Here is a 16,095-nt window from a genome sequence, read left to right as displayed (position 1 = left end):
GTGATTTCTCCGGCACACTAATCCGTTTTAAAAAATTCCGTTCTGATTCTGCTGGCGGGGCTTTTTTTAAACGGTGATTAATCGGGTACACTGAATTGGAAAGGGAATAAAAATCCGGGTTTACTCCCCATTTACAACCTGTATCACGCTAAGAGCGTATCATTTTTGTCCGGCCTTGATCGCTGACAAGCAGATATCAAACGATTCGCGGGATCTTTCCTTCGGCTCAATAAGTTGGCAGAGCCGTTAGGGATATTCTTACTAAGGTAGGTCACATTGCCGGATCGGTGAGACAGAACTACCCAGGATTAGTCAATGAGTATGTCCCCAGATTTCAGTAGTTTTGAGTAGCCTAAAGGTCCGTTTGTTTATGAAATCGAGCATTCACCCCCGCTACTATATTCTGCTGCAGATCCTGATCATACCGCTGTATATCAGCACCTATAATTGGATACTGATTGGCGGGGCCTATTGGCAAAACAGGCGCACGTTCGTGCTGGCAACGGGCATTATGGTGGTCATTTCGATCAGTAACTACTTAGTTAACAGTGCCCTGGTCCGGCGGATGATGCGTAAAGAAAATCCTGAGCCAGCCCAATACATGGCCAAAAGGCTTAACCAGTTTAGGATAACCGCAACCTGCTCCTCGCTTCACTTTAGTCTGGCTTTTTTTAGCTACCAGTGGATTGGTCTGCCCGGTTTTGTCCCTGACCTAACTCAACTGGTGTTTGGTGTGCTATTTACCATCCTGGTCGATGCAATCGTTACCATAGCCTACGAAAGCCTTCACAATTTCGCCTACTGGCAAGAGTCGCGTCAGGAAGTGGACATCCTGAGTAGGGCCCAGCACCTGGCGCAGTTAGATGCCCTGCGCCAGCAGGTGAATCCTCATTTTCTATTCAACAGCCTCAACTCCCTCACCGCCCTTATTGACGAAGACCCTAAGCAGGCCGGAGCGTATGCCGAAGAACTCAGTTCGGTCTATCGTTATTTACTGCGTTGCAACGAAACTCCGCTGGTCTCTTTAGCCAGCGAATTGGCCTTCATTGATTCCTATTACCACTTGCTCAAAACCCGTCACGGCGACTCACTGCGGTTGGTCACGCGCATTGTGCCGGGTCTGGAAGTACGGCAAATTCCCCCGCTGACGCTTCAACTGTTAGTCGAAAATGCGGTTAAACACAACGTGATTCTGCCCGATCAGCCGCTGATCATTGCGCTGACTACGGATGAGCGGCAACGCCTGATTGTTAGTAATAATAAGCAACCTAAACCCCGCCGGGCCTTGAGTAACGGCGTGGGGCTGAGTAACATCCTCAGCAAGTACCAGATGCTACATCAACCCGCGCCCATCATCGAAGACGACGGATGCGAGTTTCGCGTGATCCTGCCACTGGTATGATGATTACGGGTGATTGAGTCGGCCAGTCTTCGGTAAGGTTACGATGCGTTGATGGCTTTAGGGTGCTAAGCCTGCCTTCGCGGGCACTGTCCTCTGGATTTTCATGCCCCGCTATGAAAGCAGCCTGGTAACGATCCGGATCATTCCTTAAAACAGCATAGCATCCATAATCATCATGATGAGTATTGCTGCCGAATCGTACGGCAACGGCCGACCGTTTGTAGTTGACAGGTATTAATAGTTGCACACGGGATCCCTATTTCCTATCTGAAACGGAGGGTGTCGTGGACGATTTTGAATTTTAGTTTAGATGGAGTGACTCATTCATCGATAGTAGATTAAGATTCCAATAAATCGTATTAACCCCCCTTTTATTGGACGAAAACGGCCGGTTGAAGGAAAAGGGGAGAGGGTATGGTAATAAAAGTTTGTTACGTAAGAAAAACGATACCTACCGAAAGGCGGCTATTGTTTACCAAATGAGCAAAGGGGCGAGTACAGAGACCAGGTTTTGACCAGCCTCAGGCAATGGCTGGCCGGTTGAAGCGGAGTTTGACGAGCGTTCCGTTCTGGTTCTCGTAGGTCAGAATACCATCGAGCTGGAGGGCGAGCAGGTCTACCAACTGGGTGCCGAAGCCCGTTTCGTTAACGGCTTCCACGGGCTGCTTGCCGATTCCATTGTCGGCCACTTGCAGCAGCAATGAATCGTCGGCCATCCGCGTCAGGCTGATGCGAATGATGCCGCTGTCCTTGCCGACAAACGCATATTTAAGCGAGTTAGTTAGTAACTCATTCGTTATCAATCCTATGGAAATCGCCGTGTCAATATCCAGCACCAGTTCGGGCATCGAACAATCGATGGTAATGCGGCTGGCAGCATCGAACGAATGGAAGATGTTTTCGCTCAGATTATTAAAATAATCGCTCATTTCGATAGCCCCTAACTGCTCACCCTGGTACAGTTTCTGGTGGATGATGCCCATGCTCTGCACCCGGTTCTGACTGGCCTGTATGGCTTCCAGTACGTTGGGGTCGGTGACTTTAGCCGACTGCAACGCCAGCAAACTCGACACCAGTGCCAGATTATTCTTGACTCGGTGATGAATCTCTTTCAACAGGAGTTCATTTTGGGCGTTTTTTTGAGCAATCTCGTCGCGCTGCTGTTTAATCACTACAGCTTCCTGCAGGGCCAGTTCGCGAGCCTGTTCACGCAGGCGGGCCTTCATCAGGTACCAAAATCCAAGCAGTAACAGCAGCGCATAAGCCGCATAGGACCAGGGGCTTTGCCACCAGGGCGGGCTGATACCGATGCGAAGGGGTGTTGCCAGTTTAGTCCAAATCCCGTCGCTGTTGCGGGCTTTTAGGTGGAACAGGTAAGTTCCTGGTTTCATCTGGGCAAAATCGACGGTATTTTTCAGGCCGATGCTTACCCACTGTGGCTCCTCATTCGCCCCGGTCAGGGCGTAGGCATATTCCCGACTGGTGGTGTTGCGGTAATCCAAAAGCGCAAATTTGATGTCAAGGGTGTTTTCCCGGTACGACAACGCCAGCTCATTGGCTCGCCAGCGATTTTCGGGCAGGGGCTTCATCGTTTCTGTCTTGTCGGCATCGAAACAAGACACCGCCACCAGCCGCAGGGGCGACGGCGTTCGGGGGGCGTTCTGAATAAGGGCTGGCCTAAACCGCCGTAGGTTGTTTTGGCAACTAAAATAAACCTCGCCTGTGATGGGCTGTGCGGCAATGGGCGTGGAATAGACCGAGGTGCCCACAAACTGCGGAAACGTGGTCACCTTCTCTGTTAAGGGATCGATACAGGAAACCACCTGATTCTGATTGAACCAGATTTTACCGGTTTCGTCCAGCGTGGCATGGGCAAAATAATCATCCGTAAATCCGTTGGCGATGCCATATTTTTTGAACCGCCCCGTTTTGACCGACAGCCGCTGTAAGGGAGCACTATACCCACTCGTTATCCACACATCGCCCTGATTATCAACCAATGGCGCGTAGGTGTAGTTGCTGGCCAGCCCATCCGGGTCGCCTTGCCGGAGCATAAATCGCTGCACACACCGGGTGCGTTTGTCCACCCGGCAAAGCCCGTTGGCGGCTCCGCACACCCAAACGGTATTCTGAGCATCAACGGCAATTTTTTGCAGCAGGTTCGACGGTAGGCTGTTGGTATTGGTAGGGTCATTTTTCCATTGCTCATAAACGCTCACGATGCCTGTTTTTACCGACAGGCTACCCTTTGGGATGCGGAAAAGCCCATCGCCCCAGGTCGATATCCACAGGTCACCTTCCTGATCGAAGGCCGAAAAGATGGGTATCTGGATGGATTTACCTCCTACTTTATGTAACCAGACCGGAGTACTACGGCCCGTTTTTTTGTCAAAAATGAACAAGCCGTCATCCCCCGAGACAACCAGCAGGTAGTGATCGAGCAGGGGGGTAATGGAAAATATGTTGGACAGCTTCAGCACAAATCGGGTGTCGCCCCGGCTGGGATCGTGGCGAATCAGGCCCAGATCGGTACCGATCCAGATAAGGCCAGCTCCCGGCGGAGAACCGCGCGTCAGGCCGTCCGATTCAGGTAATATGTGGTTGGCCAGCGGCCTGACGCTGGCCAGTTGCGGCATTTTTAGGTTGGGGTAGCGTTCCTGGCGGGTATCGAAAAAGAGCGGGTTCTTATCGCTGATGCGCTCCAGCCAGATCAGCCCCTGCCGATCTTCATAAAGCGTTACCAACCCTGATAGCCGTTCCTGATTTTCGACAGCTACCGGCGTACATTGCTCTACCACGGCCCGGTCTGCCGAAATTCGGAAAATGTCGTTCTCGCAACAGAGCCAAAGCCGCCCCGACTGGTCTTCCAGAATTACTTTCGGAAACGGAATCGATTTCCCATCGGCGGTGTGCCTATCGAACGAGGTGATTTTCTCCGTCTTAGGATCAAACACCCGTAGCCCGGTTTGGGCCGGAACACCCATCCAGAGCAGGCCTCGATGGTCTTTACAGAGGCTGTTGTGGGCATTCAGACCAACCGTAAAGTTGGGAACAGGCGCCCCCTGTTTGTCTACTGCCGGAAAACAATGCCATTGTCTACTGATCCGGTTGTAGTATTCGAACCCCACGGTGGTGCTGACATAAATTAGGCCGGGCCAGTCCAGGCCCGGCCTAACGGGGCCAGGTTCGACTACAATGGGCGACAGTGGATTGCCCTGTAACTGCCCTACCTCGCCGGGTTTTGGCAAAAAGCGGACCGTACGGCCTGTTTTTGGGTCGAACAGATTCATACCCAAATCGCTCCCAATCCAGATCTGACCTGACTCATCTTGTTGCAGGAACCGCAGGTTATCGGATGATAGACTGGCTTTGTTGGTCGGCACATGCCGAAAATGGGCAACCTTTCCGGTTTCCGGATTATAGGCATTCAGGCCACCATCGCGGGTGGTGATCCAGAAGATGCCCTTCTTATCCTGAATCATATCGACCGCCCGCGACGAGGAGAGGGAATTCAGATCAACCGGATTGGAGCGAATCGTTACGATCTCGTGGCCGTCGTATCTGTTCAGGCCATTGCCGCTGATGAACCAGAGAAAATCGTCGCGGTCATTAAAAAAGTGATTGATAACCAGTTGATTTCGGTTGCGACCCAGCGTCGCCTTGGGCGGTTCGTTAAAATAAAGCACCGTGGATTGTGCCTGCCCAGTGGATGAGGGTAGGTACAACAGGACGATGAGCCACCATTGAATGTATTTACCCATGTTAGGACAACCCGTATGCAGTAGCGCACAAGATACAAAAAACGGAAGTTTTACGGAGCCATTGCCCGCCATCCGTTAAGGAGCAGGTGGTGCATCGGCATTCCACATACCCATGATTGATACCCACTTCCCGTCTTTAGTGCGTTTGAGCAATTCGGTGTACCGGCCCTTATCGATAACCACTTTCCCATCGGGCGTTCGTACATCCATCTGGAATTGACCCGTTTCCCACCCTAAGCTACCCTCACTGCCCGTAGCAATCGTTTTGACGGCTACATTGGTAGCCCCCGCGTCAATAGCACCTTTCCAGTAGTTGAGGATGTTTGCCCGCCCCGTAACGGCAGACTCATTGGGCGGATACAACGTAGCATCTTCAGCATAGCAGTTCGCAGCAGCCATCGCGTCTTTAGCATTGAGCGCAGCGGCAAAGTCCCGGTTCATCTGCGACAGTTCTTCGGCAGTGGCGGGCTTTTCCTGGGCGGGTGTGTTGCAACCGGGGGCAAACAGGAGCAAGGCGGCAAAAACGGCCAGGATTGAGACCTGATTTTTTATTTTCATTGAATTTCGGTGCTTGAGCGTGAAACCACAAAATAGAGGGACTTGTCGTTTATTCATAGAAGGTCTGTGTCTCACGTACCACTGCTATGGAACTCATTACTTTACCGCTACTGGTGCCGAGTCAGACTCGTGGTAAAACGTCGCTTTCCAGGCGCCGTTGATTTTGGTGAAAAGCATCGTACCAGCCACATTTTCGTAGTTTATTTTTTTGCTGGTTTTGAGCGTGGCATCCTGGCTGACGGAGAAGGTGTAGAGTACCAGCGAGTCGGACAAAATCCGGATGGCTTCCTTTTTGGGAGTGATTTTGAACCCAACCATCTGGCTGAACCCATCCGCGTTCAGTTTTTTGAGTGCGTTGTAGTCGCCGAAGGTGCCATCGGGATTAACCGCCAGAAAGTCAGGCGTATTTTCAAAGAACGTCATGCACCGCTCGATGTCTAATTTTTCAGCGTATTGGAAGAATTCTTTGATGAGGGCCGAAATTTCCTTTTCAATCGCCTGCTTTTGTTCGGATGTCATGGCTGACACGTCGGTCGTTTGTGTGGCCGTTTCCTTCACGGGTGTGTTGCAACCGGAGGCAAACAGCATCAGGGCCATAACAGCGGCCAGCATCAGCGGTAATGTGTTGGTTCTCATTGGGGTTTGTGAGGTTAAAAAAGAAACTTTTCAACAGGGTTGATTAAATTTGTTGACCTATTTAGCCGTAGGATCAGCAACCGGATTCCACATATCATAGGTCTGGAGCCACTTGCCTTCGGTATTGCGTTTGAGAACGATGGTATATTTTATTTTCTCGGTCACGATTTTTCCGTCTGGGCCTTTCAGGTGAAGATCAGCCGTACCGATTTCGTACCCTAGGTCGCCGTTGCTGCCTGTGGCGATCGTCGAGACGGCACCATCAACATAGCCCGCACCATCCAGGAAACCCTGCCAATATTTCTGAATGGCCTCATGACCCGTCACGTTGGGTTGGCCGGGCGGCAGTATGACGGCATCTTCGGCGTAGCAATTAGCGGCTGCTGCGGCATCCCTGGCGTTTAAAGCTTTCGCAAAATCGCGGTTTACCTGCGAGAGCTCCTCGGCAGTGGCAGGCTTTTCCTTCGCGGGTGCGTTGCAACCGGCGACAAACAGGAGCAGGGCGGCAAAAGCGGCCAGCATCAGAGGTAATTGGTTAGTTTTCATTGGAGATTGGTTTAGTTTTTGAGGTTCATCGGACCGCCGAATCGGGAGATTGTTAATCACTCCATTCATTTGGGGGCTATCGTGTGGAGTCGAGTAGTTCCCAGAACTCCTGATTCACCAATTGGCGTGTCGCTTCGATTTATTGGCCATAGGCCGCAAGCGCACAGCGTATAAATCCCATCCGAGAATCAGGCCGCGCTTCACCCGTTCCTGGTGCAGTTTTTTAAAGACTCCCCGCTCTGCTTTCATATACTCGTCACGCTTGCCGGGCAGGGTTTTCATGGTTTCCTCGATGCCAAATATGGGCCGTGGCGTTTGGGCCTGAAGCGAAAGGCTGCTCAACAGCAGGGCAATGACGAAAAATAGGTAACAGGTTTTCATTGGGGTGTATGGTTATGTAAATTGATTGGATGAATTCATGAGCCAACCAGCGTAAGGTTTTCAGCCTTTTCGAGGGTGCTCAGGTGGGCGTACTTTTCGGTGTTGGCCGGGGTCAGACGCCTTCACGGCGTAGCCCTCGGTCAGAAATTTTTGGGTGACATAGTTGCCAATGAAGCCAGCTCCGCCAATGATGCCTACCGTTTGCATACAGGTTTGGGATTAAGCTGTCGGGTGGTTTATAACCCGGTGGTGAGGAGTGGTATTTTCGCTTATTTCAGCATGGCTCTCGCTTTATCCGCACGATCTTTGGCCACAGCGAGCCCCATTGCTACGGCTTTATCGTAGTATTCGGCAGATTTTGCGTATTCTTTATTCTCCATGTAGAATTCGCCCATACTGTCATAGGCATTCGGTTCTTTCGGGGCCAGGGCAATGTATTTCTCAAAAGCTGCCCTGGCTTTGGCCATGTCCTTCTTCTGCATAGACAGGTAGCCTATCGTGTTGTAATTAGGCGCAAACTTCGGGCTCATTTTTGCCAGCTTTTGCGCGTAGTCCAGGGCTTCGTCCACGTTTTTGTCGGTCCAGGCAGCGTGCTTCGACGCCCACTCCAGCGCCTGTGGCGTTTTCGGATAGGCAGCCACCAGCGCCTTCATGGTTTCAGCAACTTTTGCCGTTGTATCTGCTTTCCAGTTCACGAGCCATTGCCGCATTATTTTTTCGGCCTCGTTGAGGTTCATTGCATTGAGGGCCAGAGCTTTGTCGATCAACGCTGGTTTCTCGGCTTTAGACCCGTATTGCACGGCATACACGTAGGCCATGAAGAAATTCGGGTCTTCGGCCAGGGCTTTGTCGAGTTCGGCTTTGCCTTCCTTGAAATGAATATTCTCGTACAACGCTGATGCCCGATGCAGCGACGCGATAGCCGTTTTTGAGGTTGATGATACAGGCAGGTAAAAATCCTGAGCGAGTACGCTGTTGATGCTCCCCAAAAGGAGCGCGATTCCTGCAACTAAAGTTTTCATGAGTTTGATTGGGGTTTAATAGGCCTAAACCTACCGCCAACATGCTCCCAAGCCAAGTTCGCCCGGACGAACACACTCTTTTACTGTCCGAAGGTCAGGAATTACTTACCGGGGAAACAAACAGATAGAACTACGATTGACTAAGTGGCTGATTTTGACCCTCAAATGGTCTGTATTCGTTTCAGCAATGCCTCACGCAGGTTGTGGCTGAGTGGAATCGTTTTACCCTTAATCCCGATATGCCCTTCGCCCACCTCATCGACCTGCATCAGATTCACCAGATAGGACCGGTGCACCCGCACAAAATAATTGCCCGGGAGTTTGTCTTCCAGCACTTTCAGGGTCGTTGTCAGCAGGTATTCTTTGTCCGCCGTGCAGAGGTGGCAGTAGTTGCGGTCGGCTTCAACGTAGAGAATATCGGCGATGAAAATCTTGATAATCTTTTCGCGGTGCCGCACAAAAATCCGGTCACTGAGTACAGAAGGTGCGTCGGGGGTAGTGTCGGCAGCGGAGTGAGGCTCGTCGGCCAGGCGACTGATGGCCAGTTCGATAGCCCGTTGTAATTCAATCGGCCGGATCGGCTTGGAAATGAAGGCGTAAGGACGGGTTTTTTTTGCCCGGGCAAAGGTAGCTTCGTCGGTATTGGCCGTGACATAAATAATCGGGATGTTCCACCGCTGGTGGATCGCATGAGCCGTGTCGATACCGTCGAGCGGGCCTTTGAGGCTAATGTCGAGCAGAATCAGGTCGGGTCGGTTGGTTTCGGCGTGTAGGATGGCTTCTTCGCCCCGAGGAACAATCCCGCTCACCTCATAGCCGAGTTTGCTGAGTTGCAGGGCGATGTTGGCAGCAATAATCATGTCGTCCTCCACGACGAGCAACTTCACGGGGGTGTCCATGCTTTCGTCAAAAAATTACTACGTTCGTACCGGATGGCGCAGCCAGTTTGGTAGAACTGGCTGTAGCGCATCTTCGGTAACTCTGCCCGGTAGTTCTATAGCTATGCCAGACTGCCGACGTGGTAAATCCGCCACGAAGTAAACTCATTTTTTAACATTTGTGAAGATCAATGAGCTAATCAAGCGAAGGCATTAGGAAATATGGCGAAGCCAGAGAATATAAATTAAGTTTACTTCCTGTTCACATCATAGCCAGCCCCAGCTTGAGATGAATTAGCCCGCATCGACACGGCGTTGTGGCAGATAGACAGTCAACTACGCGCTTAAAATCTCACCCGGTCCATCCTTGGAATCAGCCCGTGAATGATGGCTAAGGCGATCAGATAGCCCGTGCTGACGAAAACGAATAGCGGCACATACCCCACACGGGCAATCAACAGCCCCGACAGCGCGGCAAACAACCCGCCTGTGATGGCTCCGAAAAGCCCGCCAATGCCCACCACCGAGGCTACCGCCTGCTTCGGGAAAACATCGGAAATGATGGTGAAATTGGTGACCGAAAAACCCTGATGCGCGGCCGTAGCCAACGCAATCAACCCAACGGCGACGCGAAAATCAGCCGTGACGGACGCGAAAAAGACGGGCAGCACACACAGTGAGCAAATCAGCATGGTGGTCTTTCGGGCCTGGTTGGGCGACCAGCCCCGGCCAAGCAAATACGACGACAACCACCCGAACACGATATTCCCCAGGTCGGAAACGACATAGATCACCAGAAACGGAATGCCAATGGTTTTGAGGTCCAGCTTTTGCGTGAAGGCAGCATTGCTGTTGAAAAAATCGGGAAGCCAGGTGAGGTAAAACCACCAGATGGGGTCCGAAAAAACTTTGCCCGTCACGAACGCCCACGTCTGTCGGTAGTTCATCAGGCCGAGCCACGACGGTTTTTTATCGCTGTCGGTTAGCTCGTCCGCATCGCTGCGGATATAGGCAAACTCGTCGGCAGAAATCCGGGGGTGTTCATCGGGTCGGCGGTAGAGCAGTCGCCACAGTACCAGCAACACCAGGCCCAGCGCGCCCGTTGCCATAAACGCCAACCGCCAGCCATAATGCAGCGTTAGCCAGGGAACAACCACCGCCGTAGCGATGATACCCACGTTGGCTCCGGAGTTGAAAATGCCCGTTGCGAAGGCCCGTTCGCGTTTGGGAAACCACTCGGCCACCGATTTGATGCTGGCAGGATAATTGCCCGATTCGCCCATACCGAGGCTGAACCGGGCCATAGCCAGCCCCCCCACCGACCGTACAAACGCAACCGCGATACCCGCCAGCGACCAGACCAGAATCGACAGGCTGAACCCCCGCCGGGTGCCGACGCGGTCAATGAGCCAGCCAAAGAGAATAAACCCGATGGCATAGGCCCACTTAAACGCCGAATCGACAAAGCCCATCTGAATCTTGAACTGCTGTACGTCGGCAGGAGTCAGCGGCTGATTGGTGGCAATACCCAGCATCTCTTTTCGGAACGACTCGTCGAGCATGGTGAACGAAAGCACCGAACGGTCGATGTAATTGATGGTGGTGGCAATGCACAGCAACCCCACAATCAGCCACCGCAGATTACCGGCTGGTTTGGTAAACGGGTGGCTAGTAGGTAATTGATTCCTGGTAAGTGGGTTCATCTAATTGCTATTCATTTGCCTGGCTAAGTGCTCGTTGCGGTACTGCGCGGGTGAGCGGCCCGTGATAGCCTGAAACTGTTCGTAAAAATTCGACAGGTTATTGAACCCGCAGTCGAAACAGATGTCACCCACTTTGGCCGATGTTTCAATCAACAGTTTGTGGGCGTATCCTACCCGCAGTTCGTTGATGAACCCCACGACGGTTTTGTTGGTCCGGCTCTTGAAATAGCGGCAAAACGCCGTGGGCGACATATTGGCCTGAGCCGCTACCTCCTCCAGCCGAAGTGGATTTCGAAACGACTGCATCAGAAAATTCAGTACCATATTCAGCCGGGCCATATCGCCCGCGTCCATCGATTGCGTATAACTCAAGGTCGATAGCAGCGTATTCTCCTGACTTTCAGTCAAATCGTGCAGAATGTCCAGAAACGTCAGTAACCGTCGGGTTCCCTGCTGCGAATGAGCGTTAAAAATTTTTTCGGCCACCACCTGCTGCGTTTTTCCATAAAAATGAATACCCCGCTGCGCCCGCTGAAACAGGGCTTGAACGGGCTGCATTTCGGGGGTTTTGAAAAACGGCTCGCCAAAACAATCGTCCCGAAACAGAATGACCCGCGCTCTTGCCCGAACGCCCGACGGCCGGGCCGCGGACGGCTCCTGGTAATGGGCAGGGCCGTTTTTCCAGACGTGCGATAAATTGGCCCCGACCAGCACCAGATCGCCCGGCCCGAAACGGTCGATGCTGTCGCCCACAAACCTCGTTCCTTCGCCCTCAACCACCAGCATCAGCTCAATTTCGGGATGAAAATGCCAGGGAACCACGAAATACGGGCGGTCTACCTTTAACACGTTGTACGACTGGTTCTCGTCAACATGAATGCGCTGGAATAACGGTTCGTGCATGGTAAAGTACAGTATTTTATAGGTATGTTCGGTTGAATAGCGACTAAACTTGCTAAAATACCGGATAATGCCGAAAAGATAGCAAACTTTTAAGCCTCACCTGCTCCCTAACTTTACTTGAGCAAATACAAGAATCTATAGGAAAGTTTATAAATACTAATCTTCTAAAACTCACTTACTCCTGTTTTGGTCAACAGGCAATAATCATTGTTTGCTCGTACCTCAAAACGTTAGGGCATACACGCCAATAAGCGGGCCTTATTCCCTTTTATGGCGGTTTTCTTACTTTTTAAAAAATTCATTGAAAAAAATGGACTAAAAGAAGGTCTTTTTGACACTGGGTACTGTAAAACACGCCGAATCCATGTTCAGGGACTTCTCAACCTACCATATCGCATTGTGCCAAATTCCCCTAACGTCAATCTGAAACCCGAATTAAGTTTACATAAATAGTGTCGTTCATGAAGTGTTCTTCTTTCAACCACATTTTTTCAATTGCATTGGGCTTATTGCTGTATGCTCATGCCGTAAAAGCACAGTTGCAGGTGGCTACACCCTTACTGGCTAAAGACGTGAAAGCATATGTGCCATTGGGCCTCAGTGGCTCACCGTCTATAATCGAAGAAGTAAATGTGACCGGGCAATCGTTCGACAAAGCCCTGCGAATCAATACGTTCAGTCAGGAAAATTTAGCGCGTGAAATAGGGATAATCCTGCCACTTACGGCCCCGGTAAAAAAAGGAGATGTGCTGTGGTTAACCTTTCAGGCGCGCAGCCTGAAAAGTACCCGTGAATCGGGTGAAGCTCTGGTGGAGGTGCGGCTCGATGAGCTAATCAATGGAAAATACGAATGGCCTTCGTTTATGGAAAGAGGCTTATCCATCGGTAGCGAGTGGCTACAAACAAGCATCCCGATTGAGATTAAAGAGCTTCCATTTCATTCGAAAAGTAATGGACAAATTTTAGAACCTACCCATCTTCGACTGCTCTTCCGGTTTGATAAATACCCGCAAATCCTCGAAATAGGCCCCGTTAGCCTACTTAATTACGGCCCTATATCAGTCAATGAGTTGCCCCGGACTGTAGTACGCTATGCCGGCGATGACACGAATGCTCCCTGGCGAAAAGAAGCTGCCGACCGGATTGAAAAAATCAGAAAAGGAGATTTAGCCATCACGGTTGTCGATAAAAAAGGACGCAAAATTCCGAATGCAGCAGTATCCGTTCGGATGCAACGGAGCGCGTTTACGTGGGGAACGTGTTCGAGTACGTTTATGCTGACGGGTGAAACGCCTGGTGCTAAAATGTATCGGGATACATTGCTTCAGTATTTCAATCAGGTTGTTTTTGACAATGAATTGAAATGGAAAAACTGGGCGAAAATCAAAACCTATCAGCCTACAGTCAGCATGATTAACTGGCTCAATGACAGGAATATTTCGGTAAACGGTAGTGTGGTCGTTTGGCCTTCGTGGAAACATTCGCCAATTGGTTTGGATAGCCTGAAAACCGATACCGTAGCCTTGCGGAAAGCTGTTCTGGACCGGGTTCGGTTTGTTACGACTACATTTAAGGGAAAAATACCGGAATGGGATGTCATCAACGAACCTACGTACCACCATACTATAATCGACATTGTTGGGAAACCCGAAATTGTAAAATGGTATAAAGCCGCCCATGAAGCAGACCCGAAAGCAAAGTTGTTTTTAAACGATTTTACCATGTTTCATATAAAAGAAAACAATGCCGACGGCGTTGGGTCCGATTATGTGTATAATACGGTAAAGTATTTGGTCGATAACGGTGCGCCGATACATGCCATAGCTGAGCAGGCCCACATTGGCGGAACACCACCCGGTATTCCACTGGTCCTGGAACGCTTAGATACATTTAGTAAACTCAAGCTCCCGATTTCGATTAGTGAATTCGATATATATAGCGACGATGATGATTTTAAAGCCAATTATCTACGGGATTTTGTAACGGCTATCTACAGTCACCCGGCAGCAACGGGCTTTACGCAATGGGGGTTTTGGGCGGGTTCTCATTGGTTGCCAATGGCTGCGTTGTGGAACAAGGACTGGACGATTCGGAAACACGGGAAAGTATATACCGATTTGGTCACTAAAACCTGGTGGACAAATCTGGATGCCATAACAGCCGCAAACGGAACCTGTCAGGTACGGGGATTTTGTGGTGATTATGACATTCGTGTAACCCATCAGGGCAAAACCACTCATCAAAAGCTTTCATTGGATAATAAGGGTGCTAACCTTACAATAAAACTGGATTAAGCCACCTTACCACTCCGGCCATGAAGGTTATAAAAAACACAACAACGCATCGTCCATTTTCCGGGCCTGATTCCCCGGCGAATGAGACACTCCTGTGGCAAGCTTTTAAGCAGGGGAACCGGGATGCGTTTGAGTTTTTATACCAGCAAAATATCCAGCACCTGATTCAATACGGGTATAAAATCACGACTAATAGAAACCTGATTCAGGATTGTATTCAGGACCTTTTTGTCGAGTTGTGGGAAAGTCGGGAAAACCTTAGTAATGTTAATTCCGCCAAACATTACCTGCTGAAATCGCTCCGCTATAAACTGATACGGCATCTTCAGTTCACGGCGACAGAAACACTTGACGAAGTGGAATTTGTGGCTGATTCCGAAACCGTTGAAAGTCAACTGCTTCAGCAGGAAACAATGTTCAGGCATTCCCACCAGTTGGCTGCAGCCTTGATGCTTCTGCCTAAACGCCAGCAGGAAGCCATTCACCTACGGTATTTTCAGGAGTTGAGCAACGAAGAAGTGGCCGAAATCATGGGGGTCAACTACCAGTCGGCCTGTAAGTTTATCTACACAGCCCTCAAAACATTACGGCATAAACTCCAGTTAGCGGGCCTGATTCCGCTCTTATGGGCGTTTCTTCGTCTTTTTTAAAAATTCTCCGAAAAAAATGGATTAAAAAGGGCTGTTTTTTACACTGGGTTATACATAACACGTACTCTCCATGCTCAGCGACTTTTCCACCTACGACATCGAGGATTTTGCCTTCGAGGAAACCTTCCAGCAATGGGTGCTGAAAACCGATTCGCCCCACCGCCTGTTTTGGGAAAACTACATTGCCACTCATCCCCACCAGACCGATAAGATATTGGCAGCCAGAACCCTGGTACTGGACTTAACTACCACGCAGTCGATTTCCGTCGACAACGACTTAGCCCCCACGATTTGGCGCAATATTCAGGCTCGTGTTTACCCCATAAGACGAATAGGCTGGCATCAGGCAACTGTTTGGCGGGTAGCGGCTTCGGTCAGTTTGTTGCTTTTGTTCAGTGCTGCCCTATGGTGGTGGCAAACCAATAAATCGGGTACGAATCCATCACTTGTTTCATCCCGGTTTAGCGAAAACGAAGGGTTGCTCGAAGAAGTGAATCGTACCGACAATATCCTTAAGATTCACTTGCAGGATGGTACGGTGGTGAGCCTTGCCAAAGACAGCCGGCTCGCCTATCCCCGAAAATTCGATGCCCGGCAACGGGTCGTTTACCTGAGTGGGGAAGCCTTTTTCGACGTAACCAAAAATCCTGACCAGCCCTTTTTGGTGTACGCTCATGAAACGGTTACGAAAGTAGTAGGAACAAGTTTTCGAATAAAAGCCTATGATGCTGATTCTAAGGTGATTGTGGCCGTTCGCACGGGTCGTGTTTCGGTATTTGCCAAAAAAGATTTTGAACTGAATCCGTCAACGCCACAACCTGTAGGGGTAGTGCTTACTCCCAATCAGCAGGCGGTTTTTTCACGGCAGGAAGCCCAGCTTCATAAAACCCTGGTAGAACAACCCGTCTTACTCGCTCCACCCGCTCAACAACCCTCCTTTGACTTTGCCAATACACCCATCCATGAGGTATTTACCCTGCTGGAAAAAGCCTATGGGGTGGATATCGTCTATGACGAAGACCTGTTTGCCAATCGAACCCTGACGGTCAGTCTGGAAGACGAATCCCTATACGAAAAACTAAACGTGATTTGTAAAACGATGGGCGTTTCGTACCAGATTATTGAAACGCAGGTAATTATTGAACCTAAAAAAAGTTATAAGCTGTCCGAAAACCCCTAAATCCCCTAAAGGGGACTTTGTTCGTGAGTGAGACAAGTCCCCTTTAGGGGATTTAGGGGCGGTCCGACGGGTAGGTTTTCAGACCAAGTAGGAAGTAATTTTCAGACAGTTTCTCCGCACTAATAAACCCCAAATAGCATTAAAAACTGAGTAAAACGCAAGAAAAAAGTCGGTAATGTGT

14 protein-coding genes are annotated in these 16,095 nt (G+C 50.3%); 4 read left to right on the top strand and 10 right to left on the bottom strand.

Annotated elements, in window-relative coordinates:
* Positions 1 to 370: 370 nt before the first annotated feature.
* A complete protein-coding gene (locus tag ACYVI1_RS25335) occupies positions 371 to 1,402 on the top strand; it encodes a sensor histidine kinase (protein WP_460913714.1) in 1,032 nt (343 codons plus the stop codon).
* 521 nt (positions 1,403 to 1,923) lie between these two features.
* On the opposite strand, the gene ACYVI1_RS25330 is transcribed toward ACYVI1_RS25335, so the two are convergent.
* The 10 genes from ACYVI1_RS25330 to ACYVI1_RS25285 form a co-directional block, all read right to left on the bottom strand.
* Positions 1,924 to 5,163, bottom strand: coding sequence for a histidine kinase dimerization/phosphoacceptor domain -containing protein (locus tag ACYVI1_RS25330; protein ID WP_460913712.1), 3,240 nt, complete (start codon positions 5,161 to 5,163; stop codon positions 1,924 to 1,926).
* Between the two features lie 75 nt (positions 5,164 to 5,238).
* Positions 5,239 to 5,721: a YybH family protein gene (locus ACYVI1_RS25325; RefSeq protein WP_460913711.1), complete on the bottom strand. Its 483-nt coding sequence runs from the start codon at positions 5,719 to 5,721 to the stop codon at positions 5,239 to 5,241.
* A 96-nt stretch (positions 5,722 to 5,817) separates the two neighbouring features.
* A complete protein-coding gene (locus tag ACYVI1_RS25320) occupies positions 5,818 to 6,357 on the bottom strand; it encodes a nuclear transport factor 2 family protein (protein WP_460913710.1) in 540 nt (179 codons plus the stop codon).
* A 57-nt stretch (positions 6,358 to 6,414) separates the two neighbouring features.
* Positions 6,415 to 6,903, bottom strand: a complete 489-nt coding sequence (locus tag ACYVI1_RS25315) for a YybH family protein (RefSeq protein WP_460913709.1) — start codon at positions 6,901 to 6,903, stop codon at positions 6,415 to 6,417.
* Between the two features lie 114 nt (positions 6,904 to 7,017).
* Complete coding sequence (locus ACYVI1_RS25310; protein ID WP_460913708.1) at positions 7,018 to 7,284, bottom strand: hypothetical protein; 267 nt, start codon at positions 7,282 to 7,284, stop codon at positions 7,018 to 7,020.
* A 60-nt stretch (positions 7,285 to 7,344) separates the two neighbouring features.
* Positions 7,345 to 7,491, bottom strand: coding sequence for a hypothetical protein (locus ACYVI1_RS25305; RefSeq protein WP_460913706.1), 147 nt, complete (start codon positions 7,489 to 7,491; stop codon positions 7,345 to 7,347).
* A gap of 62 nt (positions 7,492 to 7,553) precedes the next feature.
* Complete coding sequence (locus tag ACYVI1_RS25300; protein ID WP_460913704.1) at positions 7,554 to 8,306, bottom strand: tetratricopeptide repeat protein; 753 nt, start codon at positions 8,304 to 8,306, stop codon at positions 7,554 to 7,556.
* A 161-nt stretch (positions 8,307 to 8,467) separates the two neighbouring features.
* Entirely contained in the window at positions 8,468 to 9,205 is a 738-nt protein-coding gene (locus ACYVI1_RS25295; RefSeq protein WP_460913703.1) for a LytR/AlgR family response regulator transcription factor, read from the bottom strand.
* A gap of 323 nt (positions 9,206 to 9,528) precedes the next feature.
* The gene (locus ACYVI1_RS25290) at positions 9,529 to 10,887 is read right to left on the bottom strand and encodes an MFS transporter (protein WP_460913700.1); all 1,359 of its coding nucleotides are present in this window, start codon (positions 10,885 to 10,887) and stop codon (positions 9,529 to 9,531) included.
* Entirely contained in the window at positions 10,888 to 11,790 is a 903-nt protein-coding gene (locus ACYVI1_RS25285) for an AraC family transcriptional regulator (RefSeq protein ID WP_460913698.1), read from the bottom strand.
* Between the two features lie 461 nt (positions 11,791 to 12,251).
* Between ACYVI1_RS25285 and ACYVI1_RS25280 the strand changes: the two genes are divergently transcribed.
* The 3 genes from ACYVI1_RS25280 (at position 12,252) to ACYVI1_RS25270 (ending at position 15,914) form a co-directional block, all read left to right on the top strand.
* Complete coding sequence (locus ACYVI1_RS25280) at positions 12,252 to 14,084, top strand: endo-1,4-beta-xylanase (protein WP_460913697.1); 1,833 nt, start codon at positions 12,252 to 12,254, stop codon at positions 14,082 to 14,084.
* Between the two features lie 20 nt (positions 14,085 to 14,104).
* On the top strand, positions 14,105 to 14,734 hold the full coding sequence (locus tag ACYVI1_RS25275; RefSeq protein WP_460913696.1) for an RNA polymerase sigma factor: 630 nt from the start codon (positions 14,105 to 14,107) through the stop codon (positions 14,732 to 14,734).
* A 70-nt stretch (positions 14,735 to 14,804) separates the two neighbouring features.
* Complete coding sequence (locus ACYVI1_RS25270; RefSeq protein WP_460913694.1) at positions 14,805 to 15,914, top strand: FecR family protein; 1,110 nt, start codon at positions 14,805 to 14,807, stop codon at positions 15,912 to 15,914.
* Positions 15,915 to 16,095 lie beyond the last annotated feature (181 nt).

Source organism: Spirosoma areae (genome assembly GCF_054781775.1).
This window is presented reverse-complemented; position numbering and strand designations above follow the sequence as displayed.

What these genes read in the sequence shown, in the direction of transcription:
- ACYVI1_RS25335 (WP_460913714.1), top strand. Translation starts at nt 371, where the DNA reads ATGAAATCGAGCATTCACCCCCGCTACTATATTCTGCTGCAGATCCTG.
- ACYVI1_RS25330 (WP_460913712.1), bottom strand. Translation starts at nt 5,163, where the DNA reads ATGGGTAAATACATTCAATGGTGGCTCATCGTCCTGTTGTACCTACCC.
- ACYVI1_RS25325 (WP_460913711.1), bottom strand. Translation starts at nt 5,721, where the DNA reads ATGAAAATAAAAAATCAGGTCTCAATCCTGGCCGTTTTTGCCGCCTTG.
- ACYVI1_RS25320 (WP_460913710.1), bottom strand. Translation starts at nt 6,357, where the DNA reads ATGAGAACCAACACATTACCGCTGATGCTGGCCGCTGTTATGGCCCTG.
- ACYVI1_RS25315 (WP_460913709.1), bottom strand. Translation starts at nt 6,903, where the DNA reads ATGAAAACTAACCAATTACCTCTGATGCTGGCCGCTTTTGCCGCCCTG.
- ACYVI1_RS25310 (WP_460913708.1), bottom strand. Translation starts at nt 7,284, where the DNA reads ATGAAAACCTGTTACCTATTTTTCGTCATTGCCCTGCTGTTGAGCAGC.
- ACYVI1_RS25305 (WP_460913706.1), bottom strand. Translation starts at nt 7,491, where the DNA reads ATGCAAACGGTAGGCATCATTGGCGGAGCTGGCTTCATTGGCAACTAT.
- ACYVI1_RS25300 (WP_460913704.1), bottom strand. Translation starts at nt 8,306, where the DNA reads ATGAAAACTTTAGTTGCAGGAATCGCGCTCCTTTTGGGGAGCATCAAC.
- ACYVI1_RS25295 (WP_460913703.1), bottom strand. Translation starts at nt 9,205, where the DNA reads ATGGACACCCCCGTGAAGTTGCTCGTCGTGGAGGACGACATGATTATT.
- ACYVI1_RS25290 (WP_460913700.1), bottom strand. Translation starts at nt 10,887, where the DNA reads ATGAACCCACTTACCAGGAATCAATTACCTACTAGCCACCCGTTTACC.
- ACYVI1_RS25285 (WP_460913698.1), bottom strand. Translation starts at nt 11,790, where the DNA reads ATGCACGAACCGTTATTCCAGCGCATTCATGTTGACGAGAACCAGTCG.
- ACYVI1_RS25280 (WP_460913697.1), top strand. Translation starts at nt 12,252, where the DNA reads ATGAAGTGTTCTTCTTTCAACCACATTTTTTCAATTGCATTGGGCTTA.
- ACYVI1_RS25275 (WP_460913696.1), top strand. Translation starts at nt 14,105, where the DNA reads ATGAAGGTTATAAAAAACACAACAACGCATCGTCCATTTTCCGGGCCT.
- ACYVI1_RS25270 (WP_460913694.1), top strand. Translation starts at nt 14,805, where the DNA reads ATGCTCAGCGACTTTTCCACCTACGACATCGAGGATTTTGCCTTCGAG.